Annotated in this window: 18 protein-coding genes; 15 read left to right on the forward strand and 3 right to left on the reverse strand. The window is 67.0% G+C overall.

Features of this window, described 5'->3' with window-relative positions; genetic code table 11:
- The first annotated feature begins 174 nt into the window (after positions 1-174).
- Positions 175-924 carry an SDR family NAD(P)-dependent oxidoreductase gene (locus tag VGT00_09650; protein ID HEV8531668.1) on the forward strand — a complete coding sequence of 250 codons (750 nt, stop codon included), beginning with the start codon at positions 175-177 and terminating at the stop codon, positions 922-924.
- 6 nt (positions 925-930) lie between these two features.
- Here VGT00_09650 and VGT00_09655 read toward each other — a convergent pair whose 3' ends face one another.
- Complete coding sequence (locus VGT00_09655; protein ID HEV8531669.1) at positions 931-2,082, reverse strand: Gfo/Idh/MocA family oxidoreductase; 1,152 nt, start codon at positions 2,080-2,082, stop codon at positions 931-933.
- A gap of 173 nt (positions 2,083-2,255) precedes the next feature.
- On the opposite strand from VGT00_09655, the gene gmd reads away from it, so the two are divergent.
- The 4 genes from gmd (at position 2,256) to VGT00_09675 (ending at position 5,370) form a co-directional block, all read left to right on the forward strand.
- Positions 2,256-3,248 carry a GDP-mannose 4,6-dehydratase gene (gene gmd, locus VGT00_09660; protein HEV8531670.1) on the forward strand — a complete coding sequence of 331 codons (993 nt, stop codon included), beginning with the start codon at positions 2,256-2,258 and terminating at the stop codon, positions 3,246-3,248.
- The gene (locus tag VGT00_09665) at positions 3,245-4,147 is read left to right on the forward strand and encodes a glycosyltransferase family 2 protein (protein ID HEV8531671.1); all 903 of its coding nucleotides are present in this window, start codon (positions 3,245-3,247) and stop codon (positions 4,145-4,147) included. The genes gmd and VGT00_09665 overlap by 4 nt, the downstream gene beginning before the upstream one ends.
- A gap of 56 nt (positions 4,148-4,203) precedes the next feature.
- Positions 4,204-4,701, forward strand: a complete 498-nt coding sequence (locus VGT00_09670; protein HEV8531672.1) for a cupin domain-containing protein — start codon at positions 4,204-4,206, stop codon at positions 4,699-4,701.
- Between the two features lie 333 nt (positions 4,702-5,034).
- Positions 5,035-5,370: a PEGA domain-containing protein gene (locus VGT00_09675; protein ID HEV8531673.1), complete on the forward strand. Its 336-nt coding sequence runs from the start codon at positions 5,035-5,037 to the stop codon at positions 5,368-5,370.
- Between the two features lie 45 nt (positions 5,371-5,415).
- On the opposite strand, the gene VGT00_09680 is transcribed toward VGT00_09675, so the two are convergent.
- Entirely contained in the window at positions 5,416-6,570 is a 1,155-nt protein-coding gene (locus VGT00_09680; GenBank protein ID HEV8531674.1) for a PatB family C-S lyase, read from the reverse strand.
- Positions 6,571-6,823: 253 nt separating this feature from the next.
- Between VGT00_09680 and VGT00_09685 the strand changes: the two genes are divergently transcribed.
- From VGT00_09685 to VGT00_09725, 9 genes are all read left to right on the forward strand, one after another.
- Positions 6,824-9,310, forward strand: a complete 2,487-nt coding sequence (locus VGT00_09685) for a sodium-translocating pyrophosphatase (protein HEV8531675.1) — start codon at positions 6,824-6,826, stop codon at positions 9,308-9,310.
- A 13-nt stretch (positions 9,311-9,323) separates the two neighbouring features.
- On the forward strand, positions 9,324-9,752 hold the full coding sequence (locus VGT00_09690; GenBank protein ID HEV8531676.1) for a nuclear transport factor 2 family protein: 429 nt from the start codon (positions 9,324-9,326) through the stop codon (positions 9,750-9,752).
- Between the two features lie 14 nt (positions 9,753-9,766).
- Positions 9,767-10,810, forward strand: a complete 1,044-nt coding sequence (locus VGT00_09695; protein ID HEV8531677.1) for an LLM class flavin-dependent oxidoreductase — start codon at positions 9,767-9,769, stop codon at positions 10,808-10,810.
- Entirely contained in the window at positions 10,807-11,727 is a 921-nt protein-coding gene (locus tag VGT00_09700; GenBank protein ID HEV8531678.1) for a class I SAM-dependent methyltransferase, read from the forward strand. Before VGT00_09695 ends, VGT00_09700 begins: the two co-directional genes overlap by 4 nt.
- A gap of 435 nt (positions 11,728-12,162) precedes the next feature.
- Positions 12,163-13,941 carry a diguanylate cyclase gene (locus tag VGT00_09705; protein HEV8531679.1) on the forward strand — a complete coding sequence of 593 codons (1,779 nt, stop codon included), beginning with the start codon at positions 12,163-12,165 and terminating at the stop codon, positions 13,939-13,941.
- A gap of 48 nt (positions 13,942-13,989) precedes the next feature.
- Entirely contained in the window at positions 13,990-15,051 is a 1,062-nt protein-coding gene (locus VGT00_09710) for a type IV pilus twitching motility protein PilT (protein ID HEV8531680.1), read from the forward strand.
- Entirely contained in the window at positions 15,038-16,840 is a 1,803-nt protein-coding gene (locus tag VGT00_09715) for a hypothetical protein (protein HEV8531681.1), read from the forward strand. Before VGT00_09710 ends, VGT00_09715 begins: the two co-directional genes overlap by 14 nt.
- Before the next feature lie 76 nt (positions 16,841-16,916).
- Positions 16,917-17,114, forward strand: a complete 198-nt coding sequence (locus VGT00_09720; GenBank protein HEV8531682.1) for a hypothetical protein — start codon at positions 16,917-16,919, stop codon at positions 17,112-17,114.
- Between the two features lie 5 nt (positions 17,115-17,119).
- On the forward strand, positions 17,120-17,947 hold the full coding sequence (locus VGT00_09725) for a cytidylate kinase family protein (GenBank protein ID HEV8531683.1): 828 nt from the start codon (positions 17,120-17,122) through the stop codon (positions 17,945-17,947).
- Between the two features lie 4 nt (positions 17,948-17,951).
- Here the strand turns inward: VGT00_09725 and VGT00_09730 are convergent, their stop codons facing one another.
- Positions 17,952-19,157: a Do family serine endopeptidase gene (locus tag VGT00_09730; protein ID HEV8531684.1), complete on the reverse strand. Its 1,206-nt coding sequence runs from the start codon at positions 19,155-19,157 to the stop codon at positions 17,952-17,954.
- A gap of 303 nt (positions 19,158-19,460) precedes the next feature.
- Here VGT00_09730 and VGT00_09735 point away from each other — a divergent pair.
- Positions 19,461-19,736: prepilin-type N-terminal cleavage/methylation domain-containing protein (locus VGT00_09735; GenBank protein HEV8531685.1), on the forward strand; the 276-nt coding region annotated here is incomplete at its 3' end.

The following is a 19,736-nucleotide window of genomic DNA, read 5'->3' on the forward strand; positions in this document are numbered from 1 at the left end:
GCCCTGGCCGGAGCCAACGGCATCTACGATCGGTATCCCATCCAGCGGCTGTTCCGGGATCAGCACGCCCTCGCGGCCCATATCGGCTTCAGCTGGGACGCCCAGGGCTCGCCCTGGGGCCTCGTCGCGCTCGGCGGCGAATTCATCAGCCCCACGCTCTGACGCCGGACTCCCATGCGTCTAGCCGGGAAAGTCGCGCTGGTGACGGGGGCGCAGCAGGGCATCGGCAAGGCGATTGCCCTGGCCTTTGGTCGAGAAGGGGCCGGCGTCGTCGTCAATTTCGTGGACGGCCAGGCCGCGGCGGAAGAGATCGCGTCTCGGATTCACGCCCTCGGGCAAAAGGCCGTGGCCGTGGCGGGCGACGTGTCCAAGGCGGGCGATGTCCTGCGTCTGGTGGAGGCGGGGAGAACGCTCGGTGGCATCAACGTGCTCGTGAACAATGCCGGCATCTTTCCCCGCGTGGACTTTCTCAGCATGACGGAGGCGCAGTGGGACGAAGTCCTCGACGTCAACCTCAAGGGCACCTTCCTCTGCACGCAGGCCGTGGCCAAGGAGATGGTGCAACGTGGTCAAGGGGGAGCGGTGATCAACCTCGCCTCGGGGGCGGCCTTTCGCAGCTCGCCCCGCGGCGTGCACTACGTGGCCAGCAAGGCCGGCATCGTCGGGGTGACCCGTGCCGCGGCCCTGGAGCTGGCCGTGCACCATGTGCGGGTGAACGCCATCGCCCCCGGGCTCACCGATACCGCGCAGCCGCGCTATGGCATGTCCGAGGAGGAGCTCCAGGCGGCCGGGCGCCAGGTGCCGCTGGGGCGCATCGGGACTCCCGAGGACGTAGCCGAGCTGGCCGTTTTCCTGGCCTCCGAGGAATCGCGCCACATCACCGGGCAGACTATCCACGTCAACGGCGGTCAGTATCTCGCCTGAAATTCCTCAGCGAAGGGGCACGGGAACCTCGCCCCCGCTCCGCGCCGCCGAGACATAGCCCGCATAGAGCGCCGCCACCGTGTCGCGCGCCACCTCCGCATCCGATTGGGGGCGGCGACCGCTCGCGCAGCACTCCACGAAGTCCTGGACCTCGGCGTAGAAGCCCTGCTGCCATTCCTCGTCGGCGGCGGGATGGCTCCAGCCCTCCTTGGTGCCGATCTTCTCCACCAGGTAGATGTCGCGGAACTGCGTGGCCTCCGGATTGTAGGTGTCGAGCAGATTCACGGGATTGAGCCGGCACGTCGTCCGGTGATTGTTGGCGAAGACTTCGAGCCAGTTGTGGACGCCTCCTAGGACCAGCTCGGTGGCGAACACGTCGGCCACGGTGCCGTCCTCGAAGGTGACGTGGAGCTGGCTATAGTCCTCGACGTCTTCGTAGTCCGTGCGGAGGAAGCCGCGATCACGGTAGCCGGAAAGCCGCGTGATCTCGTGCACGCGGGCCGACACGGTGGCGGGCCGGATCGAGCGTCCGCCCTGCGCGCGGCCCTCGACGGCCTTGAGATAGAGGCAGGCGGTGAGGGGATGGCAGCCCTTGCCGACGAGCGAGCCACCGCCTGCGTGGCGCCAGATGCCGTACACGGGCGAGTGAGAGCCGCTGTGCGACTCGCCGCCGAGCATCCAGAGGATCTGCGCGCCTGTCTTCTCGATGATCTCGCGCTCCTTCTGGACGGCCGGCGCGTAGATCCAGTTTTCCGCGTAGGCGAGCACCACTCCCTTTCGGTGGGCCGCTTCCACCATGCGGTCGGCACTGGCCAGCGCGTCCTGGAGGAGTCGTGAGGCGTCGCTCGGCGGTCCGAAGGCGCCCGTGAACGGCTTCTCGATGAATACATGCTTGCCTGCCTCGATCGCCTCGAGAGCGACGGGCTCGTGCGTCGCGGGCGGCGAGCACACATCGACGACGTCGATGTGCGGGAGCATGGCGGCGAGATCCGGGTACGGCTCGGCGCCGCTCTCGCTCGCGAAGGCCTTCCGCCGCTCGGCGGTCGGGGAGGTGACGCCGGCCAGCTGCACGCCGATGCCGTAGGCCCGGCGATATGCCTTCAGGTGAAGATGGGCGGCAAATCGCGAGCCCACGATGCCAACCCTGAGCGTACCCATGGTCGGCCGATTCTACGCTTCGGCCGGACGCCCGGCCACTGCCAAGGAGCGGCTGGGCGGCCGTCTGGGCACCGTCCGAATCAGACCCGTCCCCGCGGGGGGTTGGACTACCATGGGACACGAGACACTGTGGGGCAACTGCCGATGGCACCGGAGGGGACCAGGACAGTACCATCATGAAGGCGCTCATCACCGGCATCACCGGTCAAGATGGCTCGTATCTGGCCGAGTTCCTGCTCGGCAAGGGCTACGAGGTCCACGGCATCATCCGCCGTGCCTCCACTTTCAACACCAATCGCATCGATCATCTCTATAAGGATCCCCACGTCAACGGCGTCAAGCTCTTCCTGCACTATGGCGATATCAGCGATTCGACCAACCTGATCAAGCTCCTGTACCGGATCCGGCCCGAAGAGATCTACAACCTCGCCGCCCAGAGCCACGTCCGCGTGAGCTTCGACATCCCCGAGTACACGGGCGATGTGACGGCCCTGGGTGCCGTGCGGATCCTCGAGGCCATCCACGAGACCGGCCTCACGGCGAAGTTCTACCAGGCGAGCAGCTCGGAGATGTTTGGCAAGGTCCGGGAGTCGCCGCAGCGCGAGACCACGCCGTTCTACCCGAGGAGCCCGTACGCGGCCGCCAAGGCCTATGCCTACTGGATGACCGTCAACTATCGCGAGAGCTACGGCATGTTCGCCTGCAACGGTATCCTGTTCAACCACGAATCCCCGCGGCGCGGCGAAACCTTCGTGACGAGAAAGATCACCCGGGCCGCCGCCCTGATCAGGGCGGGTCTCCAGGACAAGCTCTACCTCGGCAACCTCGATGCGCAGCGTGACTGGGGCTACGCCAAGGAGTACGTGGAGGCCATGTGGCTCATGCTCCAGCAGGACAAGCCCGACGATTACGTGATCGCCACCGGGGAGACCCACTCCGTGAGGGAATTGCTGGCCGAGGCCTTCTCGTATGTCGGTCTCAACTGGCAGGATCACGTGGAGATTGATTCGATGTACTACCGGCCCACGGAGGTCGATCTGCTCGTCGGCGATGGCAGCAAGGCCAAGGCCACCCTCGGCTGGGAGCCAACCACACGCTTCAAGGGCCTCGTGCGCCTGATGGTCGAGGCCGACCAAGCGAGCCTGGGCACGCCTCCCCCGAAATGACGGCTCAGGCCTCCGGTCCGGAGGAGGCCCGGGCGCATCCTCGGATCTCGGTCGTCACCCCCTCGTTCAATCAGGGCCGATTCCTGGAGCGCACGATCCGCTCCGTGCTCGATGAGAATTACCCAGACCTCGAGTACATCATCATCGACGGCGGAAGCACCGATGAGAGCGTGGAGATCATCAAGCGATACGAACGCCACCTCGCCTACTGGGTGAGCGAGCCCGACCGCGGACAGAGCCACGCCATCAACAAGGGCCTGAATCGCGCCACGGGGACGATCCTGACTTGGCTCAACTCCGACGACTACTACATGCCCGGGACGTTGGACATCATCGCCACGGCAGCCGTGGCTCATCCGGAGGCTGGCGCCTATGTCGGGGCCGGGGACATCGTCGACGCGTCCGGGACGGTTATCCACCATCAGGTTCCGCCCTCCGTCATTTCGCTGGAGACGATGTACCAGTGGATACGGGGAGAGTTCTTCATGCAGCCCTCGTGCTTCCTTCGCGACACCGCCTGGCGCGCCGTCGCGCCCCTCGACGAAAGCATCCACATCGCCTTCGATCTCGACCTGTGGATGCGCATGGCCAAGGCCGGCCAGACCTTCGTCACCATTGACCGGCTCCTGTCCAAGTCCCTGTCGCATCCGGGGTCCAAGACCACGGCCTACGTGAATCTATCGATCGTCGAGGTTGCCATCGTGGCCATGCGCCACGGCGGAGAGCGCGAGGCCCGGAAGCTCCTCGAGGATATGGCCATCAGACTTTCGTGGGCCGAGCCCAATCTGGAGAAGATCCTGGAGAACCCCGTGCTCAAGCGGCTGGAGCCGCTCATCGGCTTCTTCGTGAAGCCGGCCATTCGCCGACGCGACACCGTGCCGCCCTGGCTTCGACGCTAACCGGCGCCAGGGATCACGGCTACCACTGTCCCGCGTTTTCAGCTAAGCTTGGCCCCATGAATCCCCCCGAGACCATCCGCGGTCGAGCCGTCGTCGTTCAGCCGGGGGAGGGGCCGTCGTACTGGCAGCCCGTGCCCGCCCGCGGTCATGCCGACCCGGTGCTCTTTCCGGGCCGCACCGGCTTCGACGGGCTCTCCATGGGATTTCAAACCGTCGCCCCCGGCGGCCGCATCCGCGAGCATTCCCATGGGGAGCAGGTGGAGCTGCAGATCTGCTTCCAAGGGCGCGGGCGCGTGATCGTGGACGGCGTCTCACATTCGTTGGAGCCCGGGACGGCGTGCTTCCTGGGCTATGACGTCAAGCACGAGATCGTGAACGACTCCGCAGACGAGCTCGTGATGCTGTGGATGGTGACGCCGCCGGGCCTCGAGAAGTTCTTCGAGGCCATCGGACGGCCGCGCCAGCCGGGCACGCCAGCGCCCGCGCCCTTCGAGCGACCGCAGGATGTCGTGGCCATCGAGCGCGCGCTGGGCATGAACGACACCGTGCGCTGACGCGGCCTGCCGACCGTCTCGCTCGGCGACGGTGACCTCGTCCCGGACGAGTACAACGCGGCGGTGGGGGCCTTCCTGGCCAGCCACCGCAATCGCTAGCTGCCTGTCGGAGTAATCGGCGGCAGACGGTTGAAGCAGCCGGTGCGCATTTGCTGGTCCGCTTCGAGCGCCGGCTTGGCCGGCGCAATCTGTTCGGGGGGAGGTTTCGGAAGGGGGGCGGAGCCCCCCTCCGAGCTACCTAGGTGTGCCTGATCGCTACCGCCGGGCGGGACTTTTCGTGTACGCTCCTTGAGAGGGTAGCGAGGTGAACCGGACCGGACCCCGGAGGGATGTATGACACGTCGACTGCTATGGGCGGTGGCGATACTCCTGGTCGGGCTCAGCGGCCGTCCCGCGGGGGCGGATTATGGCGGGGTCGATGCCGTCGAACAGCCATTCGAGGCGAAGGTGACCGTCGAGGTGCATCCGCTCAACGCGGACGTGTGGCTCGATGGCGCCTACCTCGGCGGCTCCCGGGAGCTGACGAATCTCGAGGTGACCATAGTGCGGGGACGGCGTCTCCTGACGATCGCCGCGCCGGGTTACAAGTCACGGTTCATCGTCGTTGATGCCACGACCGCGCGAACCAGCCGAGTGACGGTGGATCTCATCCCCGACCGCAAGCGCTGAGCCCAGATCCTCGCCGGCTCGCCGTGTGCTCGTCCGGGCGCGCGGTCAGCCGGCGAGAGCCTTCCGCATACGCTCGAGCCCCTCGGTCAGCATGGAGCGCGGGCAGCCGAAGTTCAACCTGACGAAGCCGGCGCCCCCCCGCCCGAAGGTGGCGCCGTCATTGAGCCCCACCCGCGCTTCCTCGAGGAAGAACGTATACGGGTCGTGGCCGGGAATGCCCGCCCGCCGGCAGTCGAGCCAGGCGAGATAGGTGCCCTCGGGCACCCCGACCTCGACGCCGCGCAGGTGAGCGCGGACGTACTGCACCAGGAAATCGCGGTTGGCCTCGAGGTAGCGCAGGAGCTCGTCGAGCCACGGCTGCCCGTCGCGATAGGCGGCCAGCATGGCCGTGTAGCCGAGAATATTCGCCGATTGCACCAGGTCCAGCCGGGTCGCGATGAATTTCTCCCGGAGCGCCTGGTTCGGGATGACGGCCAGGGCACACTTGAGGCCAGCCAGGTTGTAGGTCTTGCTGGGGGCCATGAGCGTGATGGTCCGCGCTTCGATCTCCGGGTGAAGCGACGCCATGGCCACGTGCTGGTGCCCCTGATAGATCAGGTCGCCGTGGATCTCGTCGGCACAGATCACGAGGCCGCGGCGGAGACAGATCTCGGCCATGCGGCCGAGCTCCTCGCGCGTGAACACGCGGCCCACCGGGTTGTGAGGATTGCACAGGATGAACATCCGCGTGCGCGGCGTGATCGCCCGCTCGAACGCCTCCTCGTCGACCTCGTAGCGTCCGTCCGATCCCCGGGTGAGATCCACGGCGTCCCTGGTCAGGCCCACATTGTCGGGCAGGCGCAGAATGGGCGGGTACACGGGCAACAGCGTGAGCAGCCCGTCCCCGGGCGCCGAGAAGGCCCGGCAGGCGACATTGAAGCCCGGGATCACGCCGGGCAGGAGCACCAGCGCCTCCGGCTCCACCTTCCAGCCACGGTGCTTGAGCAGCCGCTCGCACATGACCTCGTGGAACTCCGGCTGCTCGACGCCGTAGCCGAAGACGCCGTGCTCGACGCGCTCGCGAAGGGCCCGGGTCACCACCTCGGGCGAGGGGAAGTCCATGTCGGCGACCCAGAGGGGCAGGACATCGGGCGGGAACTTGTGCCACTTCGTGCTCTCGGTGGGGCGGCGGTCGATCTGACGGTCGAAGTCGTAGGGCATGGCTCGGAAGGATAGCTCCAAAACGTCGCAGGTGGCTCAAAAAGGCCCAGATGCGAGGCGGTGCGGGCGGCGGCACCCCGAGGCGTACTCTCTGTACGTTGAGTGGGTGCCGCCGCCCGCGCCAACGAAGCAGATGGGCCTTTTTCAGCCACCTGCTGAGTGCTTGACTCGCGCGCGAAACATGGGCATAAGAGTGTGGTTGCCGCGGCGCGGCAGGCAATCAAATCCCACTGTCGGTCGAGGAGATTTGCTCATGAGCGGAGTCCACACCCTGCGCGGACCAGCCCTGTTCTGGCTGCCCGCGCTCCTTGTCCTGATCCTCGTGACGGGGATAGCCGGCCCGCCGCCTGCCGAGGCCCAGGCCCCGACGGCGGCTGCTCAGCCGCCGGGCGCCCCGCACCAGGGCGGCGGTGAGGCCAACCTCAAGATCCCGGATCTCGCCCAGGTGACCTTCGGGGGGATGACGGGCCGTGTCCTGCTTCAGTGGGGCCTGCTCGTCTGCCTGCTCGGGTTCGGATTCGGGCTCGTGATCTTCAAGCAGCTCAAGGGCCTGCCCGTGCACCAGAGCATGCGGGAGATCTCCGAGCTGATCTACGAGACCTGCAAGACCTACCTGGTCACCCAGGGCAAGTTCCTGCTCATCCTGTGGATCTTCATCGCGGTCATCGTGACGTTCTACTTCGGCGTGCTCCAGCACTTCACGGGCCAGCAGGTCGCCATCATCCTGTTCTTCAGCCTGGTGGGTATCGGGGGGAGCTACGGCGTGGCCTGGTTCGGCATGCGCATCAACACCTTCGCCAACTCGCGCACCGCTTTCGCCAGCCTCCGGGGATTCGCCTTTCCCGTGTACTCCATCCCGCTGCGCGCGGGGATGAGCGTGGGCATGCTCCTCATCAGCGTGGAGCTCTTGATCATGCTCCTGATCCTGCTCTACGTCCCGCGCGAGTACGCGGGCGCCTGCTTCATCGGGTTCGCCATCGGCGAATCGCTGGGGGCCTCCGCCCTCCGCATCGCGGGCGGCATCTTCACCAAGATCGCCGACATCGGCTCGGACCTGATGAAGATCGTTTTTAATATCAAGGAGGACGATGCGCGCAATCCCGGCGTCATCGCCGACTGCACGGGCGACAATGCGGGCGACTCCGTGGGGCCCAGCGCCGATGGCTTCGAGACGTATGGCGTGACGGGGGTGGCCCTGATCTCCTTCATCGTGCTCGCGGTCGCGCAGGAAATCGTCCAGGTGCAGCTCCTGGTCTGGATCTTCGTGATGCGCGTCATGATGATCGTGGCGAGCGGGGCCTCTTACTTCATCAACGATGGGTGGGCGCGCGGGCGCTATGGCCAGGCGACCCGGATGAACTTCGAGCAGCCCCTCACCAGCCTCGTGTGGATCACCTCGATCGTCTCGGTGGTGTTGACCTACCTGGTCTCATGGTGGCTGATCCCGGGTCTGGGCGATGGCACCTTGTGGTGGAAGCTGGCCACCGTCATCACGTGCGGGACCCTGGCGGGCGCCATCATTCCCGAGTTCGTCAAGGTCTTCACGTCGACGGATTCGGCGCACGTGCGCGAGGTGGTGACCTCGGCCCGTGAGGGCGGAGCCTCGCTCGACATCCTGTCGGGCCTCGTGGCCGGAAACTTCAGCGCGTACTGGCTGGGCATGGTGATCGTGGGGCTCATGGGGGCGGCGTATCTCGTGAGCCGGCTCGGCCTGGGCGACCTCATGGTCGCCCCCGCCGTCTTCGCCTTCGGCCTCGTCGCCTTCGGCTTCCTCGGCATGGGCCCCGTGACGATCGCCGTCGACTCCTATGGCCCGGTGACGGACAACGCGCAGTCCGTGTTCGAGCTCTCGGTGATCGAGCAGGTCCCCGGGATCAAGGCAGAGCTCCGCAAGGACTACGGCTTCGACGTCAACTTCGAGTCGGCCAAGCACATGCTCGAGGAAAACGACGGGGCCGGCAATACGTTCAAGGCCACGGCCAAACCGGTGCTCATCGGCACCGCCGTGGTCGGGGCCACCACCATGATCTTCTCCATCATCATGGTGCTGACGCATGGGCTGACCCAGAACCTCGACAAGCTCTCGCTCCTCCACCCGCCCTTCCTCCTCGGCCTGATCACAGGGGGCGCGATGATCTACTGGTTCACGGGCGCCTCGACCCAGGCCGTGAGCACCGGGGCCTACCGGGCCGTGGAGTTCATCAAGGCCAATATCAAGCTCGAAGGCGTGACCAAGGCCTCGGTGGCCGACAGCAAGAAGGTGGTGGAGATCTGCACGCAGTACGCCCAGAAGGGCATGTTCAATATCTTCCTGGCCGTGTTCTTCGCCACCCTCGCCTTCGCCTTTCTCGAGCCGTACTTCTTCATCGGGTACCTGATCTCGATCGCCCTCTTCGGTCTCTATCAGGCCGTGTTCATGGCCAACGCCGGCGGGGCCTGGGACAATGCCAAGAAAGTGGTCGAGGTCGACCTCAAGGAGAAGGGCACCCCGCTGCACGCCGCCGTCGTCGTCGGCGATACCGTGGGCGACCCTTTCAAGGACACCTCCTCGGTGGCCATGAACCCCATCATCAAGTTCACCACGCTCTTCGGCCTTCTTGCCGTGGAGCTGGCCGTGACCCTCACGGCCGACCAGGGGGCATTGCTGAGCCGCAGCCTCGCCGCCGTCTTCTTCGTCATCTCCGTGGTCTTCGTGTGGCGCTCGTTCTACTCCATGCGCATCAAGGTCGGAGCCGCGTAGGGCCGGGCGCCCCGTGGGCACCGTCGAGCGGTTTGCGGAAGCCTTCAACCGGCGCGACGTCGAGGGACTCCTCGCCTGCTTCACGGCCGAGGGCACCTATCACGACCTCTTCTTCGGTCCGCATGCCGGGCCGCCCGCCCTCCGGGAGATGTTCGAGCGCATGTTCCGCGAGGGCCGCGACTATCACTGGCGGATGGACACCATCGTGACGGATGGCCCGCGCGCCGCGGCGGAGTGGACATTCGGCTACACGGTCAGCGCCGCCGTGCCGCGGAGCGAGGGTCGCCGCATCCGCTTCCGCGGCATGAGCCTCTTCGAGCTCGAGGGCGGCCGGATCGCCGCCTATCGCGAGTATGCCGACACGGGGGTGGCCCTGCTGCAGCTGGGCTTCAAGCCCGAGGCTCTCGCCAAGGTCCTGTCCAAGCGATTGCCCGCTGACTGATCTTTCGTCCGCTCGTGCCCGTCCTCTCCGTTCTCGACCAGTCGCCCATCCGGAGCGGCGGCACCGCAGCCGATGCGGTGGCCGAGACGCTCGAGCTGGCGCGAGCCTGCGAGCGTTGGGGCTATCACCGCTACTGGCTGGCCGAGCACCATTCGAGCCGCGGGCTGGCCGGTTCCACCCCCGAGATCCTGATCGGCCAGGTGGCGGCGCGCACGAGCCGCATGCGGGTGGGCGCGGGCGGCGTCATGCTGAGCCACTACAGCGCCCTCAAGGTCGCGGAGAACTTCCGGATGCTTGAGACGCTGTATCCCGGACGCATCGACCTCGGGATCGGACGGGCTCCAGGCAGCGATCCGCGCACCGCGCGCGCGCTCACGCATGGGCCGGGCGCCCTCGGCGTCGAGCACTTTCCGAATCAGATCGCGGATCTGATCGGATTCGTCCACGGAGAATTGCCCCAGGGCCATCCGTTCCGCGGCGTTCGGGCCATGCCCGAGGGGCCGACCATGCCCGAGCTGTGGCTCCTTGGCTCGAGCGGCGAGAGCGCCGCCCTGGCCGCCCATTTCGGTACAGGCTTCTCCTTCGCCCACTTCATCTCGAGCGACGGCGGCGTGGAGGCGACGCGCTCGTATCTGGCTGACTTCCGGCCCTCGCCCATGTTCCCGTCGCCACGGGCGAGCGCGGCCGTATTCGCGCTGGCCGCCGACACCGAAGCCGAAGCCCTTCGTCTTGCCCGCAGCCGCGACCTCTGGATCCTGCGTCTCTACACGGGAAGGCCCGGCGCCTTTCCCTCGGTCGAGGAGGCCGAAGCGTATCCCTATACCGAGCAGGACCTGGCCATCCTCCGGCACGGCCGCCGTCGGACGATAGCGGGCGCCCCGGAGCAGGTGCGCGAGCGCTTGAGCGCGCTCGCGGCCGAGTACGGGGTGGACGAGCTCGTCATCGTCACCATCACCCACGAGTTCAAGGCGCGCCTCCGCTCGTACCAACTGCTCGCCGAAGTCTTCGGCCTGCCGTCGGCGGCCGGGCTCCCGGATGATAGGATGTCGACGCCATGACCGACGCGTCAGCAAAGCCGCCGGCCCTCGATCCCGCCGAGGTCGACGGCGTGATCCAGGCCGTGCGCTTCGAGCTCTACCGCGAGAACATCTACGGCGCCCTTGAGATGCTCGAGGCGGCGCGGGCCCGCCGGCCCGACCCCCGTTACGCCGAGCTCGCCGCGCGCATCCGCTCGTGGCTGGGACACCTGGAGAGCCGCGACGCCTATATCGCCGCCCAGGAGGGGCAGTACAAGGGCCTCCGGTGGAAGATGGGACTCAAGCTCCTCGAGAAGCGCCTGCGCATGCTCACGGGGAGGAAGACGTGGAAGATGATCGCGCGGCGCGGGCGCGATCCTGAGTTCCAGGAGCTCGAGCGCGCGGTGGAGGCGGGCAAGGCCCGGCGCGTCCTGGATGCGGGCTGCGGCGAAGGCGGGGTGGCCATGGCGCTGGCCGCCCGCCATCCAGAGCTCTCGGTGGACGGCGTCGAGGTCTCGGCCACCAATGTCCGGATCGCCCGACAGCTCAACCGCTGGAGAACCGTCACCATCCGTGAGGGTCTGGCCGAGGAGGTGCACGAGCACTTCGACGCCGGCCGCTTCGACCTCGCGTACTCCTTCGCCGTGCTCGAGCACGTGCGCGACGTGGACGCCACCATCCGCTCGATCATGACCGTGCTCAGGCCGGGCGGCCGCTTCTGCTTCGTGGTCCCCATGCACGAGTTCCGCGCGCGCGGCCCCATCCCGGACTACCAGCCCGTCCACGGCTACGCCGATCACTGCCGCGTCTTCAGCGAGACCGAGCTGCGGCGCCGCTTCGGCCATGAGCCCGACTTCCACCTTGTCAAGATCCCGGGAGCGTGGAAGCACGGCGAGATTCCCGCCTGCTTCGAGCCTGTGGAGTTCGGCTCGTTCTTCGTCTCCTTCACCAAACCCTAGCAGGCGGCTGAAAAAGGCCCATCTGCGGGAGTGCGGCGACTGCGGCGGCACCCGCTCAACGTACGTGGCAGTTCGAGCTGAGGGGCGAAGCCACGAGGCGAGGGCCGAGTGAGAACTACGCCTCCGGGTGCCGCCGCAGTCGCCGCCTCGCATCTGGACCTTTTTGAGCCGCCTGCGGCGCTGCTCGCGCCAAATCTAGCGATTGGGCGGGGTGCCAGTTTTCGTCGGCCTCCCGCCCGAGATAGTCCGCGCTGATGGAGAGGACGACCCGATGTCCGTGTGATTTCAAGCGCTTGGAGGCTGGCACAGATGTTGTAGTCCCTCTGTGCGATGCTCGACCACGCACCGACCGCCGAGGGAGCCTCCGAGCTCGCGACCGACAGGCCCGCTGTCCCGCCGTGGGAGTTGTGGTTCGGCCGCAGGATCTCACTGGTGATGATGCTGACGGTGCTGGTCCCGCTGCTCATCCTGGCCTACGGTGTCTACGAGCACGCGTGGTCCTGGCTCGGTGCCGATCCGCTCCTGGGCCGCGACCCCCTCTGGAGCCATGCCCTGCTGGGCTTCACGGGTCTGCTCATGGCGGCAGGGGCCCTCGTGGTCAGGGACCTCGCCTCCACGGTGCGCCGCACCGCCGAGACCGTCGCCGCCACCAGCAAGATCGAGGCGAGCGTGGTGGCGAAGACGGACCAGATCGGGGCCCTCATGGGCTCCTTCTCCCGCATGCTCGAGACGATCGAGGTCCAGGCCGGGGAGATCAACCAGTTCGCGGCACGGCTCGACGTCGCCTACAAGGAGCTCGAGTCTACCAATGCCCGGCTGAAGGAAGTCTCCTTCAAGGACGAGGTGACCCGGCTCTACAACCGACGGTTCTTCTCGATCCGGCTCGAAGAAGAAGTCTCCCGCTACCGGCGCTTCAACCATCCCGTCTCCGTGGTCCTGCTCGACCTCGACGGCTTCAAGGCCGTCAACGATGAGCTCGGGCACGTGGTGGGCGACGAGACGTTGCGCGGCGTGGCCGAGCTGCTCCTGAAGCACTCGCGCGGGATCAACGTGATCTGCCGCTACGGCGGGGACGAGTTCGCGATTCTCCTCGTGGAGACGCCGAAGGCGGGGGCCCAGATCTTCGCCGACCGGATCCGCCACGTGCTGGCAACCCACGAGTTCCCCCACGGGCGTCAGGTCAGCGCGAGCTTCGGCATCGCGTGCCTCCCCGAGGACGTGGCGGCCGCCGCCGAGGATCTGATCCGCGCCGCGGACGAGGCGCTGTACGCGGCCAAGCGCGGGGGGAAGAATCGCGTGTTCACTCACGCCGAGAGTGAGGCCTCGCAGTCCATGCGGAACGCTTCCGCCGCGTCCGCCCCCACGGAGCCGGTCGAGGGTCTGGGCCGCCTCGAGCGCCTCGTCGGCGCCTCCGATGCGGTCCCCCCGGATGCCGGCGTGCTGGTCTTGAGCCGGGGAGGCGATGTCCGGACAGCGCTCGAGGGACTCGACGGCGACGCGTACGACCTCATCATGCGCCCGGCCGCCTCCGCGACCCACGCGGTGGCCGATCCGGAGTCGCTGTGGCGTGCCGGCGACATGCGCGTGCTGCCGGCCGCCTCGCCATCACCGGCGTGCCCGCTCTCCCCGGCCGACGCCGTGGCCCTCGCGACGCTCCGGGACATGCTCCGGGCGCGCGATCCCGGCACGGGGGCTCACTCGGAGCGCGTGCGCGTCTACGCGCTTGCCCTGGCCGAGGCCCACGGCGTGCCGGAGAGCCAGCTCCCCGACATCGAGCACGGCGTCATGCTCCACGACATCGGCAAGATCGCCATTCCGGACGGCATTCTCCTCAAGCCGGGGCCGCTGTCGCCCGACGAATGGAAGATCATGCGCACGCATCCGGAAGTCGGCCGGCGACTCATCGAGCACATGTCATTCCTGAGCGGGGCCGTTCCCGTCGTCTACCACCACCACGAGCGGTGGGATGGGACCGGCTACCCCGAAGGGCTGCGAGGCGAGGACATCCCCCTGGGCGCTCGGATCTTCGCGGTGGCTGATGCGTTCGATGCCATGACGTACGATCGCCCGTACTCGCGCGCCATTCCGGTTTCGGCGGCCCGCGCGGAGATCGAGCGCTGCGCCGGCACCCACTTCGATCCGACCGTGGTGGCGACGTTTCTGGCCCTGCCGCTTCCCAGCCTCGAGGAGCTTCGCGGCCAAGCGATAAGTTGACGGGGACGGTCCCCCCTTGGTAGCGTTGCTCCGAAAGGAGTCCCTCCCGTGGTCAAGCTCGAGGAAGTTCTCCGCACGGCCATCCAGAGAAACGCGACCGACATCCACTTCCAGGTCGGCCTCCCGCCCATGTTCCGCATCTCGGGCAAGCTGGTCCCGCTCGAGGGGGAGAATCTCACGGCCGAGCAGTGCGAGGCGGTGGTCTTCTCCATCATGTCGGAGGATCAGAAGAAGACCTTCGCGGAGCGGCTGGACTGTGACTTCTCCTACGGCATCCTCGGCCTCGCGCGCTTCCGGATCAACGTCTTCAAGCAGCGCGACTCCGTGGCGGCGGCCTTCCGCCGCATTCCCTACGAGATTCCGTCGACCGAGCAGATCGGTCTGCCCCAGATCGTGGTCAATCTGACCAAGCTCAAGCGGGGCCTCGTGCTCGTCACGGGGGCCACCGGCCAGGGCAAGTCCACCACCCTCGCCTCCCTGCTGGACCGGATGAACCAGGAGCGGCAGCTCCACATCGTGACGCTCGAGGATCCCGTCGAGTATCTCTTCGAGCACCGGTCCAGCATCGTCGTCCAGCGCGAGGTGGGGATAGACACCCTGTCGTTTGCCAGCGCCCTCCGGGCCGCTCTTCGCGAGGACCCCGATGTCATCCTCGTGGGCGAGATGCGCGATGTGCCCACCATCGAGGCGGCCCTGACCGCCGCCGAGACGGGGCACCTGGTTTTCGCGACCCTGCACACGAAGACCCCCGCCCAGGGCATCGATCGCATCATCGACGTCTTTCCCCCGCACCAGCAGCAGCAGGCCAGGGTCCAGCTCGCCAATGTGCTCCACGCCGTCCTCACCCAGCAGCTCATTCACCGGAGAGACGGCGAGGGTGTGGTGCTCGCCATGGAGATGCTGGTGGCCACCTCGGCCATTCGCAATCTGATTCGCGAGGGCAAGACATTCCAGATCCAGTCCATTCTCCAGACGGGGTCCGCCTCCGGCATGCTGACCATGGAGAATTCCCTCAAGGGTCTCGTGGACAAGGGCTTCATCACCATCGATGACGCCCTGGAGTACTGTTTCGACCAGAGGGAAATGGCGCGTATCGTTGGTCGGAAGTAGCCCCACCCGAGCGGGGCAGCGCCCGCCCGCCTGGGCGGTTTGCGCCGCCGCCCTCTTCATCGCCGCCCTCTCGGCCATCGCCTTCGCGCCGAGCCTCCAGGGTCAGTTCCTGAACTGGGACGACGAGCGGAACTTCCTCAAGAATCCCGACTTTCGCGGCCTCGGCTGGAACCAGATCCGCTGGATGTTCGGGGCGACCCTCATGGGCCACTACATCCCGGTGACCTGGCTGACTCTGGGCCTGAACTACGTCCTGGGCGGCATGAACCCGTGGGGCTACCACCTGGGCAATATCCTGCTCCACGCCGCGAGCGCCGTGGTGTTCTTCTTCGTGGCCCGCCGGCTCCTCGCCGCGGCGGACGGAGGCGCGATCTCCGCGGGGGCTCGCCTCTGCGCGGCGACCTTCGCGAGCCTCGTCTTCGCGGTTCACCCGCTGCGGGTGGAGTCGGTCGCCTGGATCACCGAGCGGCGCGACGTGATCAGCGGGCTGTTCTTTCTCCTCACCGTGCTGCTTTATCTGCGCGCCGCTTCGAGCGCCTCCGCGCCATCATGGCGGTGGTGGTATGGCGGCTCCGTGCTCGCGTGCGCGCTGGCCATGATGTCCAAGGCCTCGGCCATGCCCCTGCCCATCGTCCTGCTCCTCCTCGATGTCTATCCGCTGCGCCGCCTCGCGCTGGGTTGGCGGCGGCTCCTGCTCGAAAAGCTCCCGTTTGGGCTCCTGGCCGGCGCGACGGCGGTGGCGGCCCTGCTGGCTCTCCGGCAGGGCGTCACGGTGACGTCCTACTCGGAATATGGCGTGGGCGCCCGTGTGGCCATGACGGCCTATAGCTTCCTCTTCTACCCATGGAAGTGGATATGGCCCGTGGAGCTCTCCCCGCTGTACGAGTTGCCGGCGAGGGTGGATCCGCTCTCGCCCCGATTCCTTCTGCCCACGCTGGCGTGGCTGGTCGTCACGGCCGCCCTCATCGCAGCGCGTCGGCGGTGGCCCGCGGGCTTGGCGGCCTGGAGCTACTCCACGCTCATGCTCATGCCCGTGAGTGGAGCGGTCCACGCCGGGAACCAGCTGGCCCACGATCGGTACAGCTATCTGTCCGGCCTCGGGTTCGCTCTCCTCGCGGGTGGCGCGCTCTCGCTCGCCTGGCGGGCCGAGCAACGGGGAGTCTTGAGAAAGGGCATGGTGGTCGCCCTGACCGCCACCGCCGGTCTCATCGTGGTGCTCCTGGCCGCGGGAAGCTGGCGCCAGAGCCGAATCTGGCAGAGCTCCGAAGCTCTCTGGCGCTGGGCCGTGGTCTCCGATCCTTCGTGCGCCATCTGCCTGCACAATCTCGGCTCGACGCTCGTGAACAGTCCTCAGAGCGATCCGAATCGGCTGCGCGAGGCCGAAGGCCATCTCCGGGACTCGATCCGGCTGCGGCCGGAGCGCGCGGGCAGCTATCATGCCCTGGCCCTGGACCTGGCTTTCCAGCGTCGCTTCGACGAAGCCGAAGTTGCCCTCCGTCAATTCATGGACCGGGATCCCGGCTCGCCAGAAGGTCCCGGCCGGCTGGGCATGATCCGCGTGGACCAGAAGCGTTACGGGGAGGCCATTCCCTACTTGAGCCTGGCCCTGGCGCGCAAGCCTGACCTGTCAGATGTCCGCGCAGATCTTGTCACGGCGCTGGATAAGCGAGCCGAGGAGCTCGAGGGCGCCGGCCAGGTCGCCCCGGCCGAGCAGCTCCGCAAGGCCGCAGCCGATGTGCGCGCGCAGGCCAGCGCCTCGACCGCCGGCTCCCGCCCCGGTACCCCCTGAGCGCTCGTTGGTAGGCCCCTTGTATTGAAGGGTCTTTCCTGGTACTCCCTCTAGCCACAGGTTTTGGGGCCCCCCCATGAGACTCAAGCGCGAAGCCGTCGAGGCTCTGATGGCGGACAAGCCGGCCGGGACCACCCTGGAGGAGGCGCTCGAGGTCTTCGAGGTCTTCGCCAGCGGCACCCTCGCCGACGAGGTCTATGTCCTCGACGATGTGAGCGGCAAGCGCATCGCCATCGCGCCCGTCGCGCTCCGGGCCAAATACCGGAAGGAGTGACCACCATGCCCATCCTGACCATGTCCCACGAGATCGGAGCGGGCGGTCCGGAGATCGCCCAGAAGGTGGCCGAGCGCCTGGGCAGCCACTATGTGGACCAGGAGCTCATCTCGGAGGCCGCGCTGCGCTACGGCCTCCAGGAGGAGAAGCTCTCGAGCCTGGATGAGTCCAAGCCCTCGCTCTTCGAGCGCTTCGACGCCGAGACGCGACGATACATCACGGTGCTCCAGACGGCGCTCTATGAGTTCGCCGAGAAGGACAGGGTCGTGCTCATGGGGCGCGCCGGGCAATGGCTGCTCCGGGGCATCCCCCACGTGCTGCGCGTCAGGGTCATGGCGCCCTTTGATCTGCGCGTCAAGCGCCTGGCCAAGAAGCTCTCGGGGCAGATGGGCGAGCACACCAACCCGCGGACGGTGCACGACATGGCGAGGCGCGATGACATGGACAAGGCCGGGCGCATGCGCTACCTCTACGAGGTGGACGTGAAGGATCCGGCGCTGTACGACCTGGTCATCAACACGGAGAAGCTGTCCATCGACGCCTCCGTGGAGCTGATCGCGGGGATGCTGCAGCGTCCCGAGCTGGCCACCACGCCGGCCGGGCAGCAGCTCATCGCCGATCGGTCGCTGGCCTCCCGGGTGCAGGTGGCGTTGGCCACGCACCCCGAAACCCGCAAGTACCGCATCACCGTCGAGGCCAAGACCGGAGTGGTCACGCTGGAGGGAACGGCGGCCATGGACGAGGCGGTAGACGTGGCTCGTGAAGTCGTCGGCGTCCGGGATGTCAAGACGCAGCAGGTGGACATACCGCCCATCCCGCCCTTCGTGGCATAGGAGGCTAGGTCTTCGGGGTAGATTTCACGGGGCGCCGGGGGCCTTCCTCCGGCGCCTCGCCTACCGTCACCGGCACCTCGAGCTTCTTCTTGTTCCGCAGAACCTGCAGGACGACCTTGCTCCCCGCCCGGGTATCCGCCGTCAAGCGCTGGAAGTGGTGGTAGTCCTCGACGGGCGTCTTGTCATAGCTCAAGATGACGTCGTACTTCTGGAGGCCCGCCGCCGCCGCGGGGCCTCCGGGCATGGCCGAGGAGACGAGGGCCCCGCGCTTGTCGCTCACCCCGAGTGAATCGATGAGCTCGGGGGAGAGCTCCTGGAGCGAGAGCCCGAGCCAGCCGCGGACGACCTTGCCCTTGTCCACGAGCTGGTCCATCACGCGCTTGACCATGTTGATGGGAATGGCGAACCCGATACCGATCGATCCTCCGCTCTGCGAGAAGATCGCCGTGTTGATGCCGATCACTTCTCCCTTGAGATTCAGCAGCGGGCCACCTGAATTGCCGGGATTGATGCTGGCGTCCGTCTGGATGAAGTTCTCGTAGGTCGCCACCCCCACGTCCGAGCGTCCGGTCGCGCTTATCACGCCCACGGTGACGGTCTGGGCGAGCCCGAAGGGGTTGCCGATGGCGATCGCCCATTCGCCTACCCGGAGGGCGTCCGAGTTGCCCAGCGGGGCCACCGTCAGATCGCGGTCCGGCTGGATCCGGATCACCGCGAGGTCCGTCTTTGGATCGGTACCCACGACCTGTCCGCGATATTCGCGCTTGTCCGAGAGCCGTACCACGATCTCGTCGGCGCCCTTGATCACGTGAAAGTTCGTCAACAGGAGGCCGCGCTTGTCGAAGATCACGCCCGATCCCAGTCCCCGCTGGCGGAACTCGCCGCCCCCGCTGGGGCCATCCGGGCCGAAGAATTGCTTGAAGAAGTCCTGGAGGAAGGGGTCGTCGGGAGCCGGCTGCGCGCCGGATGCTCGCGGGCGGCGGGCCTTTTGGATCGTATCGAGATTGACGACAGCCGGACGAACGTGCTCGGCCACCCCGACGAAGCCCGCCTGGAGGCTATCAGCCATGTTCACGCCAGCCGTGGACGGGGAGACGGGCCCGCGAGGCTCGAGGGCGGGCGTCCAGGCGCCACGAAGCACATAGCCGGCGCCGGCAGCAGCCATCACGAGCAGGACGACGAGCGCTCCCGGGAGGACGGTGGATTTCATGGGGGGTCCGAGCAGCGGATATTAGGCATCGCCTGCTGAGCCTGTCAAGGATGGCTGGAGATGCCGACGCGGACCGAATCTTGAAGCCCTCAAATCAGAGGCTCCGACGAAACCGGGGGCCTTGTCACTACCGAGGAAGGTAGCCTGGTGCCAGGTAAGCGACTGATGTGGAACGGATAATACGGCCCTCCAGAATCGTTGCCAGGGTAGGCACAGGCCTTGCTGTACTAGGGCACGACAGCAGGGGACAGGTGGACATTGAACCCCGTCCCGAATGACAAACCAATTGCCTGGAGGGCACTGATGTTCACGAAGGTACGCGAGACGTTGTTCGGGAATGGACGGGAAGCGGGCTTCACGCTGGTCGAGCTGCTCATCGTCATTCTAATCGTGGGAATTCTCTCGGCGGTGGCGCTGCCGCTCTACCTTGGCTACACGAAGGACGCGCGGCTGGCGGAAGCCAAGGCCCTGGCCGGCTCGGCCATGACGTCGCTGTCGGGCTGCGTGCAGGTCAAGGGCACGGGTGGGAACTGCGTGGTGAGCGAGGTGCAGCAGCGGATCGGGCTGGACACGGCCAAC

This window comes from Candidatus Methylomirabilota bacterium (assembly GCA_036002485.1).
Taxonomy (GTDB): Bacteria; Methylomirabilota; Methylomirabilia; order Rokubacteriales; family CSP1-6; genus AR37.

Bases quoted from the DNA above. Each gene is read 5' to 3' on its own strand.
- VGT00_09650 (HEV8531668.1), top strand. From the start codon at position 175: ATGCGTCTAGCCGGGAAAGTCGCGCTGGTGACGGGGGCGCAGCAGGGC.
- VGT00_09655 (HEV8531669.1), bottom strand. From the start codon at position 2,082: ATGGGTACGCTCAGGGTTGGCATCGTGGGCTCGCGATTTGCCGCCCAT.
- VGT00_09665 (HEV8531671.1), top strand. From the start codon at position 3,245: ATGACGGCTCAGGCCTCCGGTCCGGAGGAGGCCCGGGCGCATCCTCGG.
- VGT00_09670 (HEV8531672.1), top strand. From the start codon at position 4,204: ATGAATCCCCCCGAGACCATCCGCGGTCGAGCCGTCGTCGTTCAGCCG.
- VGT00_09675 (HEV8531673.1), top strand. From the start codon at position 5,035: ATGACACGTCGACTGCTATGGGCGGTGGCGATACTCCTGGTCGGGCTC.
- VGT00_09680 (HEV8531674.1), bottom strand. From the start codon at position 6,570: ATGCCCTACGACTTCGACCGTCAGATCGACCGCCGCCCCACCGAGAGC.
- VGT00_09685 (HEV8531675.1), top strand. From the start codon at position 6,824: ATGAGCGGAGTCCACACCCTGCGCGGACCAGCCCTGTTCTGGCTGCCC.
- VGT00_09700 (HEV8531678.1), top strand. From the start codon at position 10,807: ATGACCGACGCGTCAGCAAAGCCGCCGGCCCTCGATCCCGCCGAGGTC.
- VGT00_09705 (HEV8531679.1), top strand. From the start codon at position 12,163: ATGATGCTGACGGTGCTGGTCCCGCTGCTCATCCTGGCCTACGGTGTC.
- VGT00_09720 (HEV8531682.1), top strand. From the start codon at position 16,917: ATGAGACTCAAGCGCGAAGCCGTCGAGGCTCTGATGGCGGACAAGCCG.
- VGT00_09725 (HEV8531683.1), top strand. From the start codon at position 17,120: ATGCCCATCCTGACCATGTCCCACGAGATCGGAGCGGGCGGTCCGGAG.
- VGT00_09730 (HEV8531684.1), bottom strand. From the start codon at position 19,157: ATGAAATCCACCGTCCTCCCGGGAGCGCTCGTCGTCCTGCTCGTGATG.